Origin of the sequence: Enhygromyxa salina (genome assembly GCF_002994635.1) — a bacterium.
In the GTDB taxonomy this organism is placed as follows: domain Bacteria; phylum Myxococcota_A; class Polyangia; order Nannocystales; family Nannocystaceae; genus Plesiocystis; species Plesiocystis salina_B.
In genome coordinates this window covers 1-14,130 of the sequence record NZ_PVNL01000133.1, presented here as the reverse complement: position 1 = coordinate 14,130, position 14,130 = coordinate 1, and the positions used below count along the sequence as shown (strand labels likewise).

Genomic DNA, 14,130 nt, shown 5'->3' with positions numbered 1-14,130 from the left:
TACCGAGACAAAACCGCGACACGGTGAGTCGAGTTCACTCGATCACACCGGTCCACAGCCCGATCTTGATCCCGCCCTGCTCCGTCGTCAGCTGGCGCTCGAGGCCCAGCTTGGTCGCGCCAGCCAGCGCGGCGTCGCTCGTGACCAGGCCGACTCGCGTTGGCCTTGGCAGCTGCAGCGCCAGCTTTCCCAGGCTCGCGTAGAGGTTGCGCAGCCGGCTTGGATCCCCAGTCCGCAAGCCCCACGGCGGATTGGCGACCAACGCCACGCCCTCGCCCGAGAGCACCGGTAGCTGTTTGTCGCCCACGGAACGCTCGACGAACTCGGCCAGCGCCCCGGCGCCCGAGCGCGCGGCGTTGGCCTGCGCGGCCGCGACCGCGCCCGCGTCACGATCGGCCCCGAGCAAGCTCGCCGCTGGTGAAGCGTCGCCGCGAAGCTCGTCGCGGATCGCGTTGAAGCGGGCCGCGTCGAAACGCGGCTGATGCATGCACGAGAATGATCGGCCCGCGCCGGGCGGCGAGCCTGCGGCGATCGTCGCGGCCTCGATGATCAGCGTGCCCGCGCCCGCGACGGGATCGAACAACGCCATGCCCGGTTGCCAGCCAGTGACCCGCAGCAACGCCCGGGCGATGTCCTCGCGCAGCGGGGCCTTGGCGGTCTGCTGTCGCCAGCCCCGCTTGTGCAGCAGCCTGCCCGTGGTGTCGACGCTGATCGTGCAGCGATCACGCATGATCCGAACCTGCACCAACGTCGGCTCGATGCCGCCGTCACCGAGCTCACCGCCGCCCGGACCCTTGCCGACATCGGCCCGCACCCGAACCTCGCCCTCGAGCCGCCGGGCGATGCTCCGCTCGATCCGCTCGACGATCGCGTTGGTGTGATACAGCCGCGAGCGCTTGGCGTGGGCCCGCACCCGCACGCTCAGCTGCCCGCTCGGGCCGCGGATCAACCAGCGCTCCCACTCGAGCGCCTTGGCGACCCGCTCGAGCTTGGCGAAGTCGCGCACCAAGAAGTCGGCCATGCGCACGAGCACGCGCAGGCCGAGGCCCGAGCCGAGGTTGATCCGGTAGATCGCGTCGCGGTCGCCAAAGCAGCTGACGCCGCCCTGGGTGACCGCGATCTCCTCGACGCCGAGCTCCTCGAGCTCGTGGGCGAGCAGGTCCTCGAGCCCGGGTGCGCAGGCGACAAATAGGCGCAGTCGATCAGTCATGCTCGGGTGTGCTCGGCTCCGGTTCAGTGGCGCTGGGCTCAGTGTCCCACGGCCGCAGCTGCGCGCCGAACCGCTCGCGCCGCTCGGCCCGACGGGCCATCCGCTCGGTCTCGTCGGGGTCTTTCGTCCAGTCGAACACCAGCTCCACGCGGGCCGTGGCCTGGCCTGGCCCCGGGCGCTCGACGACGAGGGTCTTGCGCGACTCGCCACGCTGCACGGCCGCGGTCAGCTCCGCGACGGTCGCCACGGGCTCGCCCGCGACCTCGACGATGCGATCTCCGACCGCGAGCCCAGCCCCCGCGGCCAGCGAGCCTTCGGCCACGCCCGTGACCACGACGCCGTCGAACATGGCCCCGAGCTTGCGGGCGGGCGGCGAGACCAGGTTGTGGCGGTCGAGCGGCTCGGGCAGCTGGGCCAGCTGCCAGGCCGCGATCGCGACCACCAACGCCGAGTGACGCTGGTACACATCGATCACGGCGTCGGCGTGGTCGAGCTGGGTGTGGTGGTAGCGGTCGTAGTCCGAGCGGCCCGTCTGCGCCCAGAAGAACGCCGGCACCCCCTCGCGCAGGAACGAGGTGCTGTCGCTGGGCTCGAACGGCAGCCCTTCGACCAGCTCCAGCCCAAACGGCATGTCCTGCGGCGCGAGCTTGGTGACTGGCTCGAACACCGCCTGCATGACAGCGTGGAGCTCGGGCGTGACCGGCAGCGCCGAGATGTAGTTGGTGCCGTTGTCATGCACGAGCGCCGCGCTGACCCCCGCGAGCTGATCGGCGTGCGCGGCGACCCAGGCCTTGGATCCGAGTAATCCCTGCTCCTCGCCAGACCACAGCTGAAAGCTGATCGTCCGACGCGGGCGCTGCCCCGTGCGCGCACAGGCAGCCGCGATCAAGCGGGCGGCCTCCATTGTCGTCGCGACCCCGGCCGCGTTGTCGACCGCCCCGCTCGCGCCGTCCCACGAGTCGAGGTGCCCACCCACGATCACGCGCTGATCCGGCGAGCCCGCCCCGGCCAGCTCGGCGATCACGTTGTAGACCGGCACCGGCCCGGGCAGCAGGCGATTGGCCACGCCGAACTCGAGCTCGACGTAGGTCCCCGCGTCGAGCTGCTCGAGCAGCGCGTGGTGTTGATCGCCGCGCAGCTGGATCTCGACGCGGGTCGGCAGCTTGGCGGGATCGAGGCGATGGTCGCCGTGGGTCTCGATCCGCCGATCCTCGCGGTCGCCCGCGGCGTAGACCAGCCCGGCGATCTTGGCGTGCTCGAAGGCCCGCTCAATCTGCTGACCCAGCTTGCCGCGCGGACGCTCGAAGTCGTGTGGGATCATGATCCACGCGTCGCGCAGATAGGGCTTGCGCACGCGCAGCTGGGCCGCGTCGATCGGGTAGCGCAGCGCTTGCCCGCGCACGGGGCCGCCGGCCTCGAGCCCGTCTTGCCCGCGGGTGCCCGGTGTCCACGCGAAGGTCCCGAACTCGAGCGGCGCGCGCTCGGGTCGAATCACCGCGCCGCTGGCCTTGCCGCGATCAAACGCGACCGGGTAGGTGCCCCACTGCTCGTGGGTCGCCGTGAGGCCCCAGGCTTCGAACTGGTCGACCGCCCACAGCTCGGCCTCGAGCAGCTGCGGCGATCCGGTCAGGCGCGGGCCGATCTCGACCGCGACCGCCTCGAGCAGCGCGGCGACCTGGCTGTCGTCGTTCGCGATCTCCACGATCGCCTGGATCACCGGGTCGTTGGAGATCGGTCCGCTCGCGGGCGGGATCTCGGCGTCCGACTCGGCGTCCACCTCCACGCTCGCCGGCCGCTCCACGTCCACGCGCGCGGGCGCCTCTGGCCCGCGACAGCCGATGATCAGCGTGACCGCGACGTGGGCGACCACGACGAGCTGGGCGCGTGCACGCATGAGCTCGGGGATTATAGGCGATGGCGCGTGGCGGGCTGATATGGTGCGCGCTCCCGAGCCCGAACGCCCCCCCCATGACGATGAATCGCTCATTGCTGCCCGCGCTCGCCGGCCTGCTCTCGTGGGTGTTGGCTGGCTGCGCGGTCGAGGCCCCGACCACGCCCGAGACCCCGACGACGCCCGAGACCGCGACGACGTCCCAAGCCCCGGCCGCGCCCAACGCCCCGGCCGCGCGGCCAACAAAGGTCGCGATCACCGTCGACGATCTCCCGACCCATGGCCCGCTGCCGCCCGGGACCACGCGCGCCCAGGTCCACGCGAGCTTGATCGACGCGTTCGAGCGCCACGGTGTACCCGAGGTGCGGGGGTTCGTGATCGGCGAGCACGCGACCGACAGCCCCGATCACCGCGAAGCCCTGCGGATCTGGACCGAGGCTGGCCACCCGTTGGGCAACCACACCTGGTCGCACCCCAACATGGAGGAGATCGGCGTCGAGGCCTACCTGCGCGACATCGATCGCAACGAGGCGGTGCTCGCCGAACTGACCGGCGACCCCAGCGGGGCGAGCTGGCGAAGCTTTCGCTATCCGTATCTGCGACAGGGTTTTGATCAGGCCTCGTCGTCACGAGTCCGCGCGCACCTGGCCGAGCGCGGCTACCAGATCGCCGAGGTCTCGATCGACTTTTGGGACTGGGACTATCAGGCGCCCTACGTGCGCTGTCTGGCGGCCGGCGCCGACTCGGGCGTCGCGGCGCTGCGCGACACCTATCGCCAGCGCGCGGTCGAGATGCTCGAGTGGCACCGCGCCGCCGCGCTGTCGGCGTTCGACCGGCCGATCGCCCACGTGCTGTTACTTCATGCGGGCGCGTTCACGGCCGAGATGATCGAGGAGCTGCTCACCGCCTACGAAGCCCGCGGCGTGGTCTGGGTCAGCCTCGACGAGGCCCTCGCCGATCCGATCTACGCCCAAGTTCCGCTCCCGCCACGCACCCACGGCGACGTGCTGGTCGAGCAGGCGATCGCCAGCCTCGGCGTGCCGCACCCACCGTGGACCCACCACCCCGGGGCGTTGCTGGGTGCGCTGTGCCAGTGAGCGCGGGCTCGTGGACAATTATTTGCAGGTGATCGCGGCCTCGGCATCGCCGGGGATCACGGTGAAGCCAAGCGAGCCGGGCAGGACCTACTCGACCTTCGTCGCGGCCGTGGGCAGCGAACGTTCATGCGGATCATCGAGGTCCCGGCCGTGCTAGAAGCCCCGGCAAATGCCCCGCCTGCTGCTCGTTCGCCACGCTCAGTCCGAGAACAACCTGGCCAACGATCGGCTCCGCGAGGAATTCCGATCCGACCCCGAGCGCATGTACGCCGAGGCCGAGCGGTCGCGGCAGGCTGACCCCGCGTTGACTGAGGCCGGCCGCGAGCAGGCCCTGCTGCTCGCCGACCTGCTCGCGCCGACCCTCGCGGCGGCGCGAAGCCTGCTCGTGAGCAGCCCGATGCGTCGGGCGCTGCAGACCGCGACCCCGATCGCCGCGCGCGCCGGCCTCGACCGCTTCGTCTGCGAAGGTGATCTGTTCGAGGTCGGCGGATGCCACTACTGCGACGTGGCCCGGCCCTCGGCCAACGCCGCGCAGATCGAGGCCGAGTTTCCAGTCGTGTGTCACGGCGTCAGCACCGAGGGCTGGTTCAGCGGTCGCAGCGCCAGCGAGCGCGCCGAGGAGGTGAGCGCGCGCGTCGATCGGGTGATCGCCTGGACCGAGCGCACGCTCGCAGGTGGCGAGCACGACACCGTCGTCGTCGTTGCCCACGGTGACCTGCTCTCGCGGTGGCTACGTAGGTGGTTGCAGATCCCAACCACGCGCGGGCTCGCGTTCGTGCACGGCAACGCCGGGATCACCACGCTGAGCTGGGACCGCACCGACGGCGTGTTGGTCGAGGGTCTCAACGCGCTCGACCACCTTCCGCTGCGGCTGCAGACCGGAGCCGAAGCCGAGTTCTGGTGGCGCTACGCATGGCCGGATCTGGCGAGTGTGGCCTCGCGTGTTTCCAGTCAGAGTTGAGAGACATAGGTAGAATGTAGGAGCTAAAAGTATTATCATTCGCACCACGAAAAACTCACACACAACCCGATGATCGAGTGTCGAGCGGGGTGGCACTAAAGCCCCGAAGACACCATGCAACCTATCCACCTAATCACCCTTAGTTTCGCAGTCACAGCCCTGTTGTTGTCTGGCGGTTGTGTCGACAAAGACCCACCGGCCGACACAGACACGAACGGCGATGGCGACGGCGACGGCGACGGCGACGGAACCAGCGAGTCATCCGGCATCGGCGACGGCGACGGTGACCCACCCGGCGACGGCGACGGTGACCCAACCGGCGACGGCGACGGCGACGTCGAGTGCGACGTACCCAACGACGAGAGCAAGGCCGGCGCAATCACGCGGCCGATTCAGTTCGTCAATACCAGCGAGGCGCCCGTGTTCCTCGTCCCCGACACCTGCACGAAGAGCTTGGTCACGCACACTGAGATCGGCGGCGTGCCGACCACCCATCAGCCGCTCGTGAGCTGCCAGGAATACGCCCAAGGCGAGTGTGGCCATTGCGACGAGGACTATTTCCTCGTCCCGCCGATTCGGATCGACCCGGGTGCGAGCTTCACGTGGAGCTTCTTGGGTTACGTCTACGACGAAACCATGATTCCAGATTGTCCCGCCTGCTTTGACGTCGTCCAAACGTGCAAAGCAGGCCGCCAGCTCGTCGAAGGCGACATGATCGAGCTTCGCATCCAGACGGCGATCGACTGCACGAGCAGTGATGATCCGGCATATTGCGAGTGCGCCATCGACGACGCGTGCGACCTGAGCGAGCTGGAGTACGCCCACCAAGCCAACTTCGGTGCGCTCACCGACATCGACGTCAGCTTCGATCTCATCGCCGACGATCCCTTCGTGGTCGAGCTGCCGTGAACACCCGTTCGCGGTGACACGGAGTCCCCGCTGCATGGGCATGGGGCCGAGGATTGGCTTATCCTCGGCCCCATGAGCGCGTTCAAGCTGTCCGAAACTCCTGTTCACCTCGGCCTCGGCGCCACCGTCGTGCGGCTGCCGCCCCACGACGGCAGCATGGAGTGGTACGAGCGCTACGGCGCCGCGCATGCGAGCGACGGCGCCGAGGGCCGACTGGTCGCCGTGCACAGCTTCGACTCGGACTGGGCCGCCTGGGAGGTCCACCCCAACGGCGACGAGCTGGTCTACATAATCTCCGGTAAGATGACGCTGATTCAGGACGTCGACGGCGAGCACCGAGCCGTGGAGCTGTCAGCCGGCGACGCCGCGATCAACCCACCTGGGGTGTGGCACACCGCCAGGGTCAGCGAGCCCGTGACGGCCCTGTTCATCACCGCTGGCGAGGGCACGCTCCACGAAGTGCGCTAGAGCACCAAACTGATTGGTGCTCTGGCCATGGCAGCGCGCGGTGCACGGTGCTTGCGCGCTTTTACCCAGCGTCTACACTCCGCGCTCCGATGGACGCCCGGCGACTCACGCACCTGCGCCAGCTCGAGGCCGAGAGCATTTTCATCATCCGCGAGGTCGTGGCCGAATTCGAGAAGCCAGTGATGCTGTTCTCGATCGGCAAGGACTCGATGGTGATGCTGCGCCTCGCTCAGAAGGCGTTTTGGCCCGGCAAGCTGCCGTTCCCGTTGATGCACGTGAACACCACGTGGAAATTCCGCGAGATGATCGAGTTTCGCGATCAGCTGTGTCGCGAGTGCGGCTACGAGCTGCTCTCGCACACCAACCCCGACGGGGTCCGCGACGGCATCAACCCCTTCGAGCACGGCGCGGCCTACACGGACATCATGAAGACCGACGCGCTCAAGCAAGCGCTGAGCAAGTACGGCTTCGACGCGGCGTTCGGCGGAGCGCGGCGCGACGAAGAGCGCTCGCGGGCCAAAGAGCGGGTCTACAGCTTTCGCGACCGCAATCACGCGTGGGATCCCAAGAACCAGCGGCCCGAGCTGTGGCGGCTGTACAACGGGCGCCACTTCAAGGGCGAGAGCATCCGCGTGTTCCCGCTGTCGAACTGGACCGAGCTCGACGTGTGGCAGTACATCCACCTCGAGCACATCCCGATCGTGCCGCTCTACTACGCGGCCCCGCGCCCGGTCGTCGAGCGCGACGGCACGCTGATCATGGTCGACGACGAGCGCATGCCGCTCGAGCCCGGTGAGACCCCGCAGCAAAAGCTGGTCCGGTTCCGCACGCTCGGCTGCTACCCACTGACCGGCGCGGTCGAGTCCACCGCGACCACCGTCCCGCAGATCATCCACGAGATGCTGACCACCCGCGTGTCCGAGCGCGCCGGTCGGGTCATCGACCGCGACGCCGACGGCTCCATGGAAAAAAAGAAGCGCGAGGGGTACTTCTGATGGCCATCGATCATCGCAGCCCGCCGTTTCCCAGCCAGGCTCCCGCCGACGCCGAGCGTCCGGTCAGCAGCCTGGTCCAGACCATCCCCGCGCCCGATCAGGCCGACGCCGAGATCCTCGAGTTCCTCGGTGACTACGAGCGTCGCAGCCTGCTGCGCTTCGTCACGATCGGCTCGGTCGACGACGGCAAGTCCACGCTGATCGGCCGGCTGCTGTACGAGACCGGCGGCGTGTTCGACGATCAGCTCGCCGCGGTCACCAGCACCGAGCAAGACGGCAGCGAGGTCATCAACTTCGCCAACCTGACCGACGGCCTGGTCGCCGAGCGCGAGCAGGGCATCACGATCGACGTCGCGTATCGGTACTTCGCGACCAAGCGGCGCAAGTTCATCATCGCCGACACCCCGGGCCACGTACAGTACACCCGCAACATGGCGACCGGGGCCAGCACGGCCGACGCCGCGGTGATCCTGATCGACGCCCGGCTCGGGGTCCTGCAGCAGTCGCGGCGCCACGCCTACATCGCCGGCTTGTTGAACATCCCGACCCTGCTCGTCGCGGTCAACAAGATGGACCTCGTCGGGTTCGAGCGCGCCACCTACGAGGCGATCGTCGCCGAATTCCGGGCGTTCACCGACCAGCTCGGGTTCGCCAACGTCGAGTTCTTCCCGGTCAGCGCGCTCGCGGGCGACAACATCGTCGAGCCGAGCTCGCGCACACCATGGTTTCGCGAGGCGGGCGGCAAGCCGCTGCTCGAGCACCTCGAGTCCATGGAGGTCGCCAGCACCGGTGACGACGAGCGGCTGATCTTCCCGGTCCAGCTGGTCTCTCGCCCCGATCTGGACTTTCGCGGCTACGCCGGCACGATCGCCGCCGGCCGGATCCGCCGCGGCGATCTGATCAAGGTGCTGCCGTCGGGCAAGACCAGCCGCGTCGAGCGGATCGTGACCTGGGACGGCGACCTCGCCGAGGCGTTCGCGCCGATGTCGGTCACGCTCACGCTCGCCGACGAGATCGACATTAGCCGCGGCGACGTCCTGACCCAGGTCGAGAACGACCTGCACATCAGCCGCAAGCTCGAGGCCACCTTGGTGTGGATGCACGACATCCCGCTCGAGACCGGGCGCCAGTACCTGCTCAAGCACATGACCACGCTGGTCTCGGGCACGATCGTCAAGGTCGATCACAAGGTCGACATGGACACGCTCGCCCACGTCCCGGCCGACACGCTCGCGCTCAACGAGATCGGCAACGTCAGCCTCAGCCTCAACCGGCCGCTGATCCTCGACGACTACACCCAGGACAAGACCGCGGGCTCGTTCGTCATCATCGATCGGGTCAGCAACGTCACCGTCGCCGCCGGCATGATCCGCGGCCACGGCGAGGACTACCAGGACGACGGGCGCGCGGTCGCCCGGGCGATCGTCGCGACCGAGCGGGCCGCTCGCTTCAACCAAAAGCCGGCCGTGCTGTGGATGACCGGTCGCTCGGGCACCGGCAAGATCGTGGTCGCGCGCGCGCTCGAGCGCCGGCTGTTCGACGCGGGCCACATGGCCTACGTGTTTGATCCGCAGCAGCTCACGCGCATCGATCGTCAGGCCCAGGCCGCGCAATTCCGGGCGCTGGTCAACGCCGCCGAGCTGGTCGCCGACGCGGGCATGATCGTGATCGTCGCGTACACGTCGCCGTCACGGGCCGACCGGGCCGGCGCGCAGGCCCACTTTCAGGACCGCTTCGCGTTCCTCGAGGCCTTCTTCGACGCCGACCTGCCGACCTGCCGCAGCCGCCTCGAGGCCCTGGGGCGCGAGCCCGACGAGGCCAGCTTGGCCTACGAGCCCCCCGATGATCCCGACATCATGATCGACGGCGACGAGCTCAACATCGCCCGCGAGGTCGACCGGCTGGTCCGCGCGCTCGAGCGGCGCGGCGTGATCAAGGACTGAGCGCCAGCCACTTCTGGGCCGGCAGTCCAGAGCGTCTCGCGCCTACTATCAGTGGCTCAGTGGATGCAGACCGCGGCGTCGCCCTTGTGGCCCTCGCGCTTGGTGTCTTTGCACGAATAGTCGGAGCGACAGTCTTCGTCGACACCGCACGCGAGCAGACAGACGCCGCCGTCCTTGTCGACGCAATAGGTCCCGCCCGGGCAGTCCCGGTCTTCTTCACATGAGACGGTGCAGGTGCCATCCGGGAAGTCGCCTCCCTTTGCGCACTCGTACTCGCAGTCTCGATCCTTTTCGCAAGAACCGCCGATGAACGGGCTGTCGTTGCCGATCGGCGCGCCACAGGCCAGGCTCAGCGCCGCGGTCAGGAGCATGCACGTGTGTCGAAGCAGACGAACGGTGACCATGCCTGATGATCGCACGTGAACCCAGCACACGCGACCGGAGGTTGCGTGGCGGTCGACGATCTCGCGCGCAGAAATTGACGAGCGCCGCCGGACACGTATGCGCGCTCACCCGCCAGGCTCGCGCGCCAGCCGCGACTCGTCGGTACAGGTGTCCGAACGACGTCACCGAACCTACACCCCGGTCACCCATCCTCGGGAACTTCGCCAAGGTGCTCGTCCCACGAATTGGCGTCATCCACAGTCCCGAGCTCTCGGTCTTGTCCGGGTGACGAGATGTCGAATTCGGCGTGCTCGCCTGGACAGGTCAACACATAGTCGGACCCCCAGGGATCCTTGCTGATCCGCTTGATGATACCGGCCGCGAGGAGGTCTTGCGGGGATTTGGGGCACTCGCCTCGGTAGAGTCGGTACATCTCCACGCTCTCACTCCAACTGGCGATGTCCTTGGCGGCCGTCTCGTACTTCGCGCGTGCGAGGGCGTTGAAGGCGACGACTGCGACGCCGCCCATGATCAAGCCGATGATGGCGAGCACGACCAGGATCTCGATTAGCGTGATGCCGCGAGTGCCTCGGGCTGCGGCTGACCGAGGGAGAGGATGCTTGATTTGCTGCGCTTGCATTGTCCGGGGCGTCAATGCAAGCCGGAGGCCGTGCGTCGAGCGGCAACGACCGCGAGCTGCGGCCCGGTTGACGCGGCCTCGCACGACGTCTCGGCAATTTGCGTGGACCTTCGCCGACCAAGTGTCTGCCGCCGTACGACGTCACCGTGCGCGAAGACCCGAGCTCGGCCCGGGTTCGCGCCGGGCGAGCGTCCGACGCCCTCGACGCTCATGCCCGTGGACCGGCTCGTGCGACCCGTCAGCGCGCCGTTTTCTGGCATCCACGAGCGGAGCAGCGTCGCCGATTTCAGACGACCGGGACCTTTGGTATACGCGGGGACCCGCGATGAAGCGCACGAATTTCACAGCAACGTTGTTGGCCATCGCCATCGGAAGTCTGGCACTCGTCGCGTCTGGATGTGACAAAGTCGAGCCACCGACCAAGCCCGCCCCCGGCACGGACGCAGACACCACGGACAAAGACGCGACCGCCGACAAGGGCGCGAAGCCAAGGTCGAAGTCCAAGCGGGCCAAGCCGACGGGTCCCAAGCACACCTGCAACGTGTGTGGCACCACGGCCGTGTTCAAGACCACGAGCCGGCGCAAGGACGCCACCTGCCCCGTGTGTAAATGCTCGGAGCGGCATCGCCTGTTCATCCACTACCTCGCGCATGGGTCCACCCTGCTGCACGAGAAGCTCGACGTTCTGCACTTTTCGCCCAACGAGTGCGAGGAGACGGCGCTGCGCCACCAACCCAATTGGCACTACGTCACCACGGACTTCATGCACGAGGAGGACCTCAGTCTGGACCTGACCAACGCCGACCAGCCTGATGACTCGTGGGATCTCATGATCCTCTACCACCTGCTCGAGCACATCCCCGACGATAAGAAGGCGATGAGCGAGATGTATCGGATCTTGCGTCCCGGCGGCCGAGCGATCCTGCAGGTGCCGCTCGAGATCGGGCTGGCCGAGACCTATGAGGATCCGACGATCACTGACCCCAAGGAGCGGAGGAAGCACTTCGGGCAGTCGGACCACGTGCGCAAGTACTCGATCCAGGGGCTGCGAGAGCGGCTTGAAGCGGTGGGGTTCGAGGTCGAGGCGCTGGATTACCTTGGGCAGCTTGATCCGGCGGTGGTTGAGCGGCACCAGTTCTCGGGGGCGTTTGACCCGCCGCTCGACGAGGCGATCTGGATTGTGACCAAGCCGGGCGGAGGCGGAGGCGATCCCCTGCCCGAAGGTCATGTTGACTCCGACTGATCGGCGACGGAGGCGATCCCCTGCCCGAAGGTCATGTTGACTCCGACTGATCGGCGAGGCCGGTCCCCTGCCCGAAGGTCATGTTGACTCCGACTGATCGGGTGCCGGCGGGGGTGCGGGCAACCTGACTCGGTCCCCTGCCCGGACTCGCGGGGGGTCCCTGCCTGAAGGTCATGTCAACTATGACTGATTGCTCGAAGGCGGTCCCCTGCCCGCGCGGAGGCAGTCCCATGCCCGTGCCCGTGCCCCGGGCGGTCCCCTACCCGGGCCCCCTACCCGAAGGTCATGTCAACTACGCTGCCCGGGCTGGCGATCACGCTGCTCGCCCCACCCAAAGGTCTCGTCCTGTCTCGGAGGAACTGGACCGCTTCGACAAGCTCAGCCGCAACTCAAACCAGCACCGGCAGGCGGGTCGCCATGCCCGCTCACCCTCCACCCTTGGTCATCTAAGAGCAGCCGGCACAGCGCGCCCCATACCGGCGACACATCAACCACGTACCCGCAGGAAACTCCACGTCCTTCTCACCCTGGAGCCACCGTTCCCTCGCCTCCGCATACGCCCTCTGGAACTCCTTGTTGCGCCGCAACGCCTCGAGACGGGTCTCCTTGTCAGAGGCTGACACCGTCGGCCTTAGCCCGAACAGCTCCGTCGCCCTCAGCATTGTCGACCAGTGGTATTTCTTGACGTTCCGCATCTTCACCACTTTCTTCCCTGCCGTCTGCCGCTTTTCTTCCAGCTCATTCTCCCGGATCCCGACCCTCTCGAGCACCAAGTCACGCAATTCGTCGTCACTCAACTCGGGCATTATCGGTGGCCGCACGAGTTTGAGCGTCGCATATTTTTGAATCGTGCTTCGGTCGCGCTTCGAAGCCATCCGCGCATCCGGCCGTTTCCGCTGTTTCCGCTTCTCGCCCTGCTTTTTGCGTGCCCAGATCCCGTACCTTGGTTTTTTCAGGACGATCTCTTCGCCGTATCGCATCCGCGTCGTCGTCACGCCCTTCCAGTGCCGCGCCCGGGTCACCAGATCACTGGCACACGGATTCGCAAGTGTGTAAACCGCATGTTCCAGCACCTTCTCGTCATCCTGCGGTTCGACAAGCCCGTATCCCTTTTCAACATTCGTGCCCTTGGTCCCTCGCAAGGCGTTCAGTGCCCGCGAAGTCACAGAATTGAGATCCCTCATGAAGTCCGGGAGGCACCGCGAGTGTGCCGTCAGCAAGATGTGGAAGTGGTTGCTCATGTACACAACCTCGTGGAGTGACACATCGTGCTTCGAGCAGGCGTCCGCGAGAATGAACTGAATCGTCTCTGTGACTTGCTCATTCGGCACGAAACGAAATTCGCATCCCACGGCCTGGCACGTGATAAAGACGGTCTGTTCCTGGTGGATTGGTCGCGGGGGAGTTGCCATGCGAGCTGTATCGGCCCGCCGGATCGACGTTTGCAGTTTTCCTCGCTGAATGGGTTCGAAACTCGCTGGCGGTCCTGCCGCCGCCGCTCACGCAGCGACAACGAACAGGTATGATCGCGCATGAAAACGGGCGCGGGCGGCGGAAGGGGGCGCCCGCGCGGGGTCAGCGCCACCGGGGCGCTGACAGAACCTTCGGGAAGGACTTCTGCGGGCACGCGGGCAGGGCAGCCCGGGTGCAGCGCCACCGTCGCGCTGACAGGACCTTCGGGCGCGCTGACAGGACCTTCGGGCTGGGCCCCCGCCGGACACCCCGACAGGACCTTCGGGACACGGGCCGGCCACGGCGACAGGACCTTCGGGCAGGGCAACCCCCGGGCACCCCCGGCCACGGCGACAGGACCTTCGGGCGGCCACGGCGACAGGACCTTCGGGCAGGGCAGCCCCGGGCACGGCACGGCACGGGCACGCGCGGGCAGGGCAGCCCCCGGGCACAGCGACAGAACCTTCGGGCAGGGCAGTGCCCCCGGCCACGGCGCCCCCGGCCACGGCGCCCCCGGCCACGGCGACAGGACCTTCGGGCAGGGCAGCGGCGACAGGACCTTCGGGCAGGGCAGCCCCGGCTGCGCGGGCAGGGCAGCCCCGGCTGCGGGCAGGGCAGCCCCGGCAGCGCGGCGACAGGACCTTCGGGCAGGGCAGCCCCGGCAGCGCGCGGGCAGGGCAGCCCGGGCAGCGGCGACAGGACCTTCGGGCAGGGCAGCCCGGGCGCGCGCGGGCAGGCAGCCCCGGCGCGCGGCGACAGGACCTTCGGGCAGGGCAGCCCGGGCAGGGCAGCCCGACAGGACCTTCGGGCAGGGCAGCCCGGGCGGGCACGGGCAGGGCAGCCCGGGCGGGCACGGCGACAGGACCTTCGGGCAGGGCAGCCCGGGCGCGCGGGCAGCGGGCAGGGCAGCCCGGGCGCGGGCAGGGCAGCCCGGGCG

General features: G+C 68.1%; 12 protein-coding genes. 7 read left to right on the top strand and 5 right to left on the bottom strand.

The window, feature by feature from the left end; genetic code table 11:
• Positions 1 to 34: 34 nt before the first annotated feature.
• Complete coding sequence (locus ENSA7_RS34040; RefSeq protein WP_106093583.1) at positions 35 to 1,210, bottom strand: THUMP domain-containing class I SAM-dependent RNA methyltransferase; 1,176 nt, start codon at positions 1,208 to 1,210, stop codon at positions 35 to 37.
• Positions 1,203 to 3,104 (bottom strand): M28 family peptidase, encoded by a 1,902-nt coding sequence (locus ENSA7_RS34035; protein ID WP_181234381.1) that lies wholly within the window; start codon positions 3,102 to 3,104, stop codon positions 1,203 to 1,205. Before ENSA7_RS34035 ends, ENSA7_RS34040 begins: the two co-directional genes overlap by 8 nt.
• Before the next feature lie 80 nt (positions 3,105 to 3,184).
• Between ENSA7_RS34035 and ENSA7_RS34030 the strand changes: the two genes are divergently transcribed.
• The 6 genes from ENSA7_RS34030 to ENSA7_RS34000 all read left to right on the top strand — a co-directional run bounded on the left by ENSA7_RS34030 (position 3,185) and on the right by ENSA7_RS34000 (position 9,474).
• Positions 3,185 to 4,198 carry a polysaccharide deacetylase family protein gene (locus ENSA7_RS34030; RefSeq protein ID WP_181234380.1) on the top strand — a complete coding sequence of 338 codons (1,014 nt, stop codon included), beginning with the start codon at positions 3,185 to 3,187 and terminating at the stop codon, positions 4,196 to 4,198.
• Positions 4,199 to 4,367: 169 nt separating this feature from the next.
• Positions 4,368 to 5,159 carry a histidine phosphatase family protein gene (locus tag ENSA7_RS34025; RefSeq protein WP_106093581.1) on the top strand — a complete coding sequence of 264 codons (792 nt, stop codon included), beginning with the start codon at positions 4,368 to 4,370 and terminating at the stop codon, positions 5,157 to 5,159.
• A gap of 165 nt (positions 5,160 to 5,324) precedes the next feature.
• A complete protein-coding gene (locus ENSA7_RS34015) occupies positions 5,325 to 6,068 on the top strand; it encodes a hypothetical protein (protein ID WP_181234379.1) in 744 nt (247 codons plus the stop codon).
• Positions 6,069 to 6,140: 72 nt separating this feature from the next.
• Positions 6,141 to 6,536 (top strand): cupin domain-containing protein, encoded by a 396-nt coding sequence (locus tag ENSA7_RS34010; RefSeq protein ID WP_106093578.1) that lies wholly within the window; start codon positions 6,141 to 6,143, stop codon positions 6,534 to 6,536.
• Between the two features lie 89 nt (positions 6,537 to 6,625).
• Positions 6,626 to 7,531, top strand: a complete 906-nt coding sequence (gene cysD / locus ENSA7_RS34005) for a sulfate adenylyltransferase subunit CysD (RefSeq protein ID WP_106093577.1) — start codon at positions 6,626 to 6,628, stop codon at positions 7,529 to 7,531.
• Positions 7,531 to 9,474, top strand: a complete 1,944-nt coding sequence (locus ENSA7_RS34000) for a bifunctional sulfate adenylyltransferase subunit 1/adenylylsulfate kinase (RefSeq protein ID WP_106093576.1) — start codon at positions 7,531 to 7,533, stop codon at positions 9,472 to 9,474. Before cysD ends, ENSA7_RS34000 begins: the two co-directional genes overlap by 1 nt.
• Before the next feature lie 56 nt (positions 9,475 to 9,530).
• Here the strand turns inward: ENSA7_RS34000 and ENSA7_RS33995 are convergent, their stop codons facing one another.
• Positions 9,531 to 9,878 (bottom strand): hypothetical protein, encoded by a 348-nt coding sequence (locus ENSA7_RS33995; protein ID WP_146158459.1) that lies wholly within the window; start codon positions 9,876 to 9,878, stop codon positions 9,531 to 9,533.
• A gap of 182 nt (positions 9,879 to 10,060) precedes the next feature.
• Positions 10,061 to 10,498, bottom strand: a complete 438-nt coding sequence (locus ENSA7_RS33990) for a type II secretion system protein GspG (RefSeq protein ID WP_146158458.1) — start codon at positions 10,496 to 10,498, stop codon at positions 10,061 to 10,063.
• 355 nt (positions 10,499 to 10,853) lie between these two features.
• Here ENSA7_RS33990 and ENSA7_RS33985 point away from each other — a divergent pair, with 355 nt between their 5' ends.
• Positions 10,854 to 11,741 (top strand): methyltransferase domain-containing protein, encoded by an 888-nt coding sequence (locus tag ENSA7_RS33985; protein ID WP_181234377.1) that lies wholly within the window; start codon positions 10,854 to 10,856, stop codon positions 11,739 to 11,741.
• A gap of 446 nt (positions 11,742 to 12,187) precedes the next feature.
• On the opposite strand, the gene ENSA7_RS33980 is transcribed toward ENSA7_RS33985, so the two are convergent.
• The gene (locus tag ENSA7_RS33980) at positions 12,188 to 13,072 is read right to left on the bottom strand and encodes a transposase (protein WP_181234376.1); all 885 of its coding nucleotides are present in this window, start codon (positions 13,070 to 13,072) and stop codon (positions 12,188 to 12,190) included.
• Positions 13,073 to 14,130 lie beyond the last annotated feature (1,058 nt).

Coding starts and splice junctions, on each gene's coding strand:
- ENSA7_RS34010 (WP_106093578.1), top strand. CDS start 6,141: ATGAGCGCGTTCAAGCTGTCCGAAACTCCTGTTCACCTCGGCCTCGGC.
- cysD (WP_106093577.1), top strand. CDS start 6,626: ATGGACGCCCGGCGACTCACGCACCTGCGCCAGCTCGAGGCCGAGAGC.
- ENSA7_RS33995 (WP_146158459.1), bottom strand. CDS start 9,878: ATGGTCACCGTTCGTCTGCTTCGACACACGTGCATGCTCCTGACCGCG.
- ENSA7_RS34025 (WP_106093581.1), top strand. CDS start 4,368: ATGCCCCGCCTGCTGCTCGTTCGCCACGCTCAGTCCGAGAACAACCTG.
- ENSA7_RS34035 (WP_181234381.1), bottom strand. CDS start 3,104: ATGCGTGCACGCGCCCAGCTCGTCGTGGTCGCCCACGTCGCGGTCACG.
- ENSA7_RS33990 (WP_146158458.1), bottom strand. CDS start 10,498: ATGCAAGCGCAGCAAATCAAGCATCCTCTCCCTCGGTCAGCCGCAGCC.
- ENSA7_RS34040 (WP_106093583.1), bottom strand. CDS start 1,210: ATGACTGATCGACTGCGCCTATTTGTCGCCTGCGCACCCGGGCTCGAG.
- ENSA7_RS34030 (WP_181234380.1), top strand. CDS start 3,185: ATGAATCGCTCATTGCTGCCCGCGCTCGCCGGCCTGCTCTCGTGGGTG.
- ENSA7_RS34000 (WP_106093576.1), top strand. CDS start 7,531: ATGGCCATCGATCATCGCAGCCCGCCGTTTCCCAGCCAGGCTCCCGCC.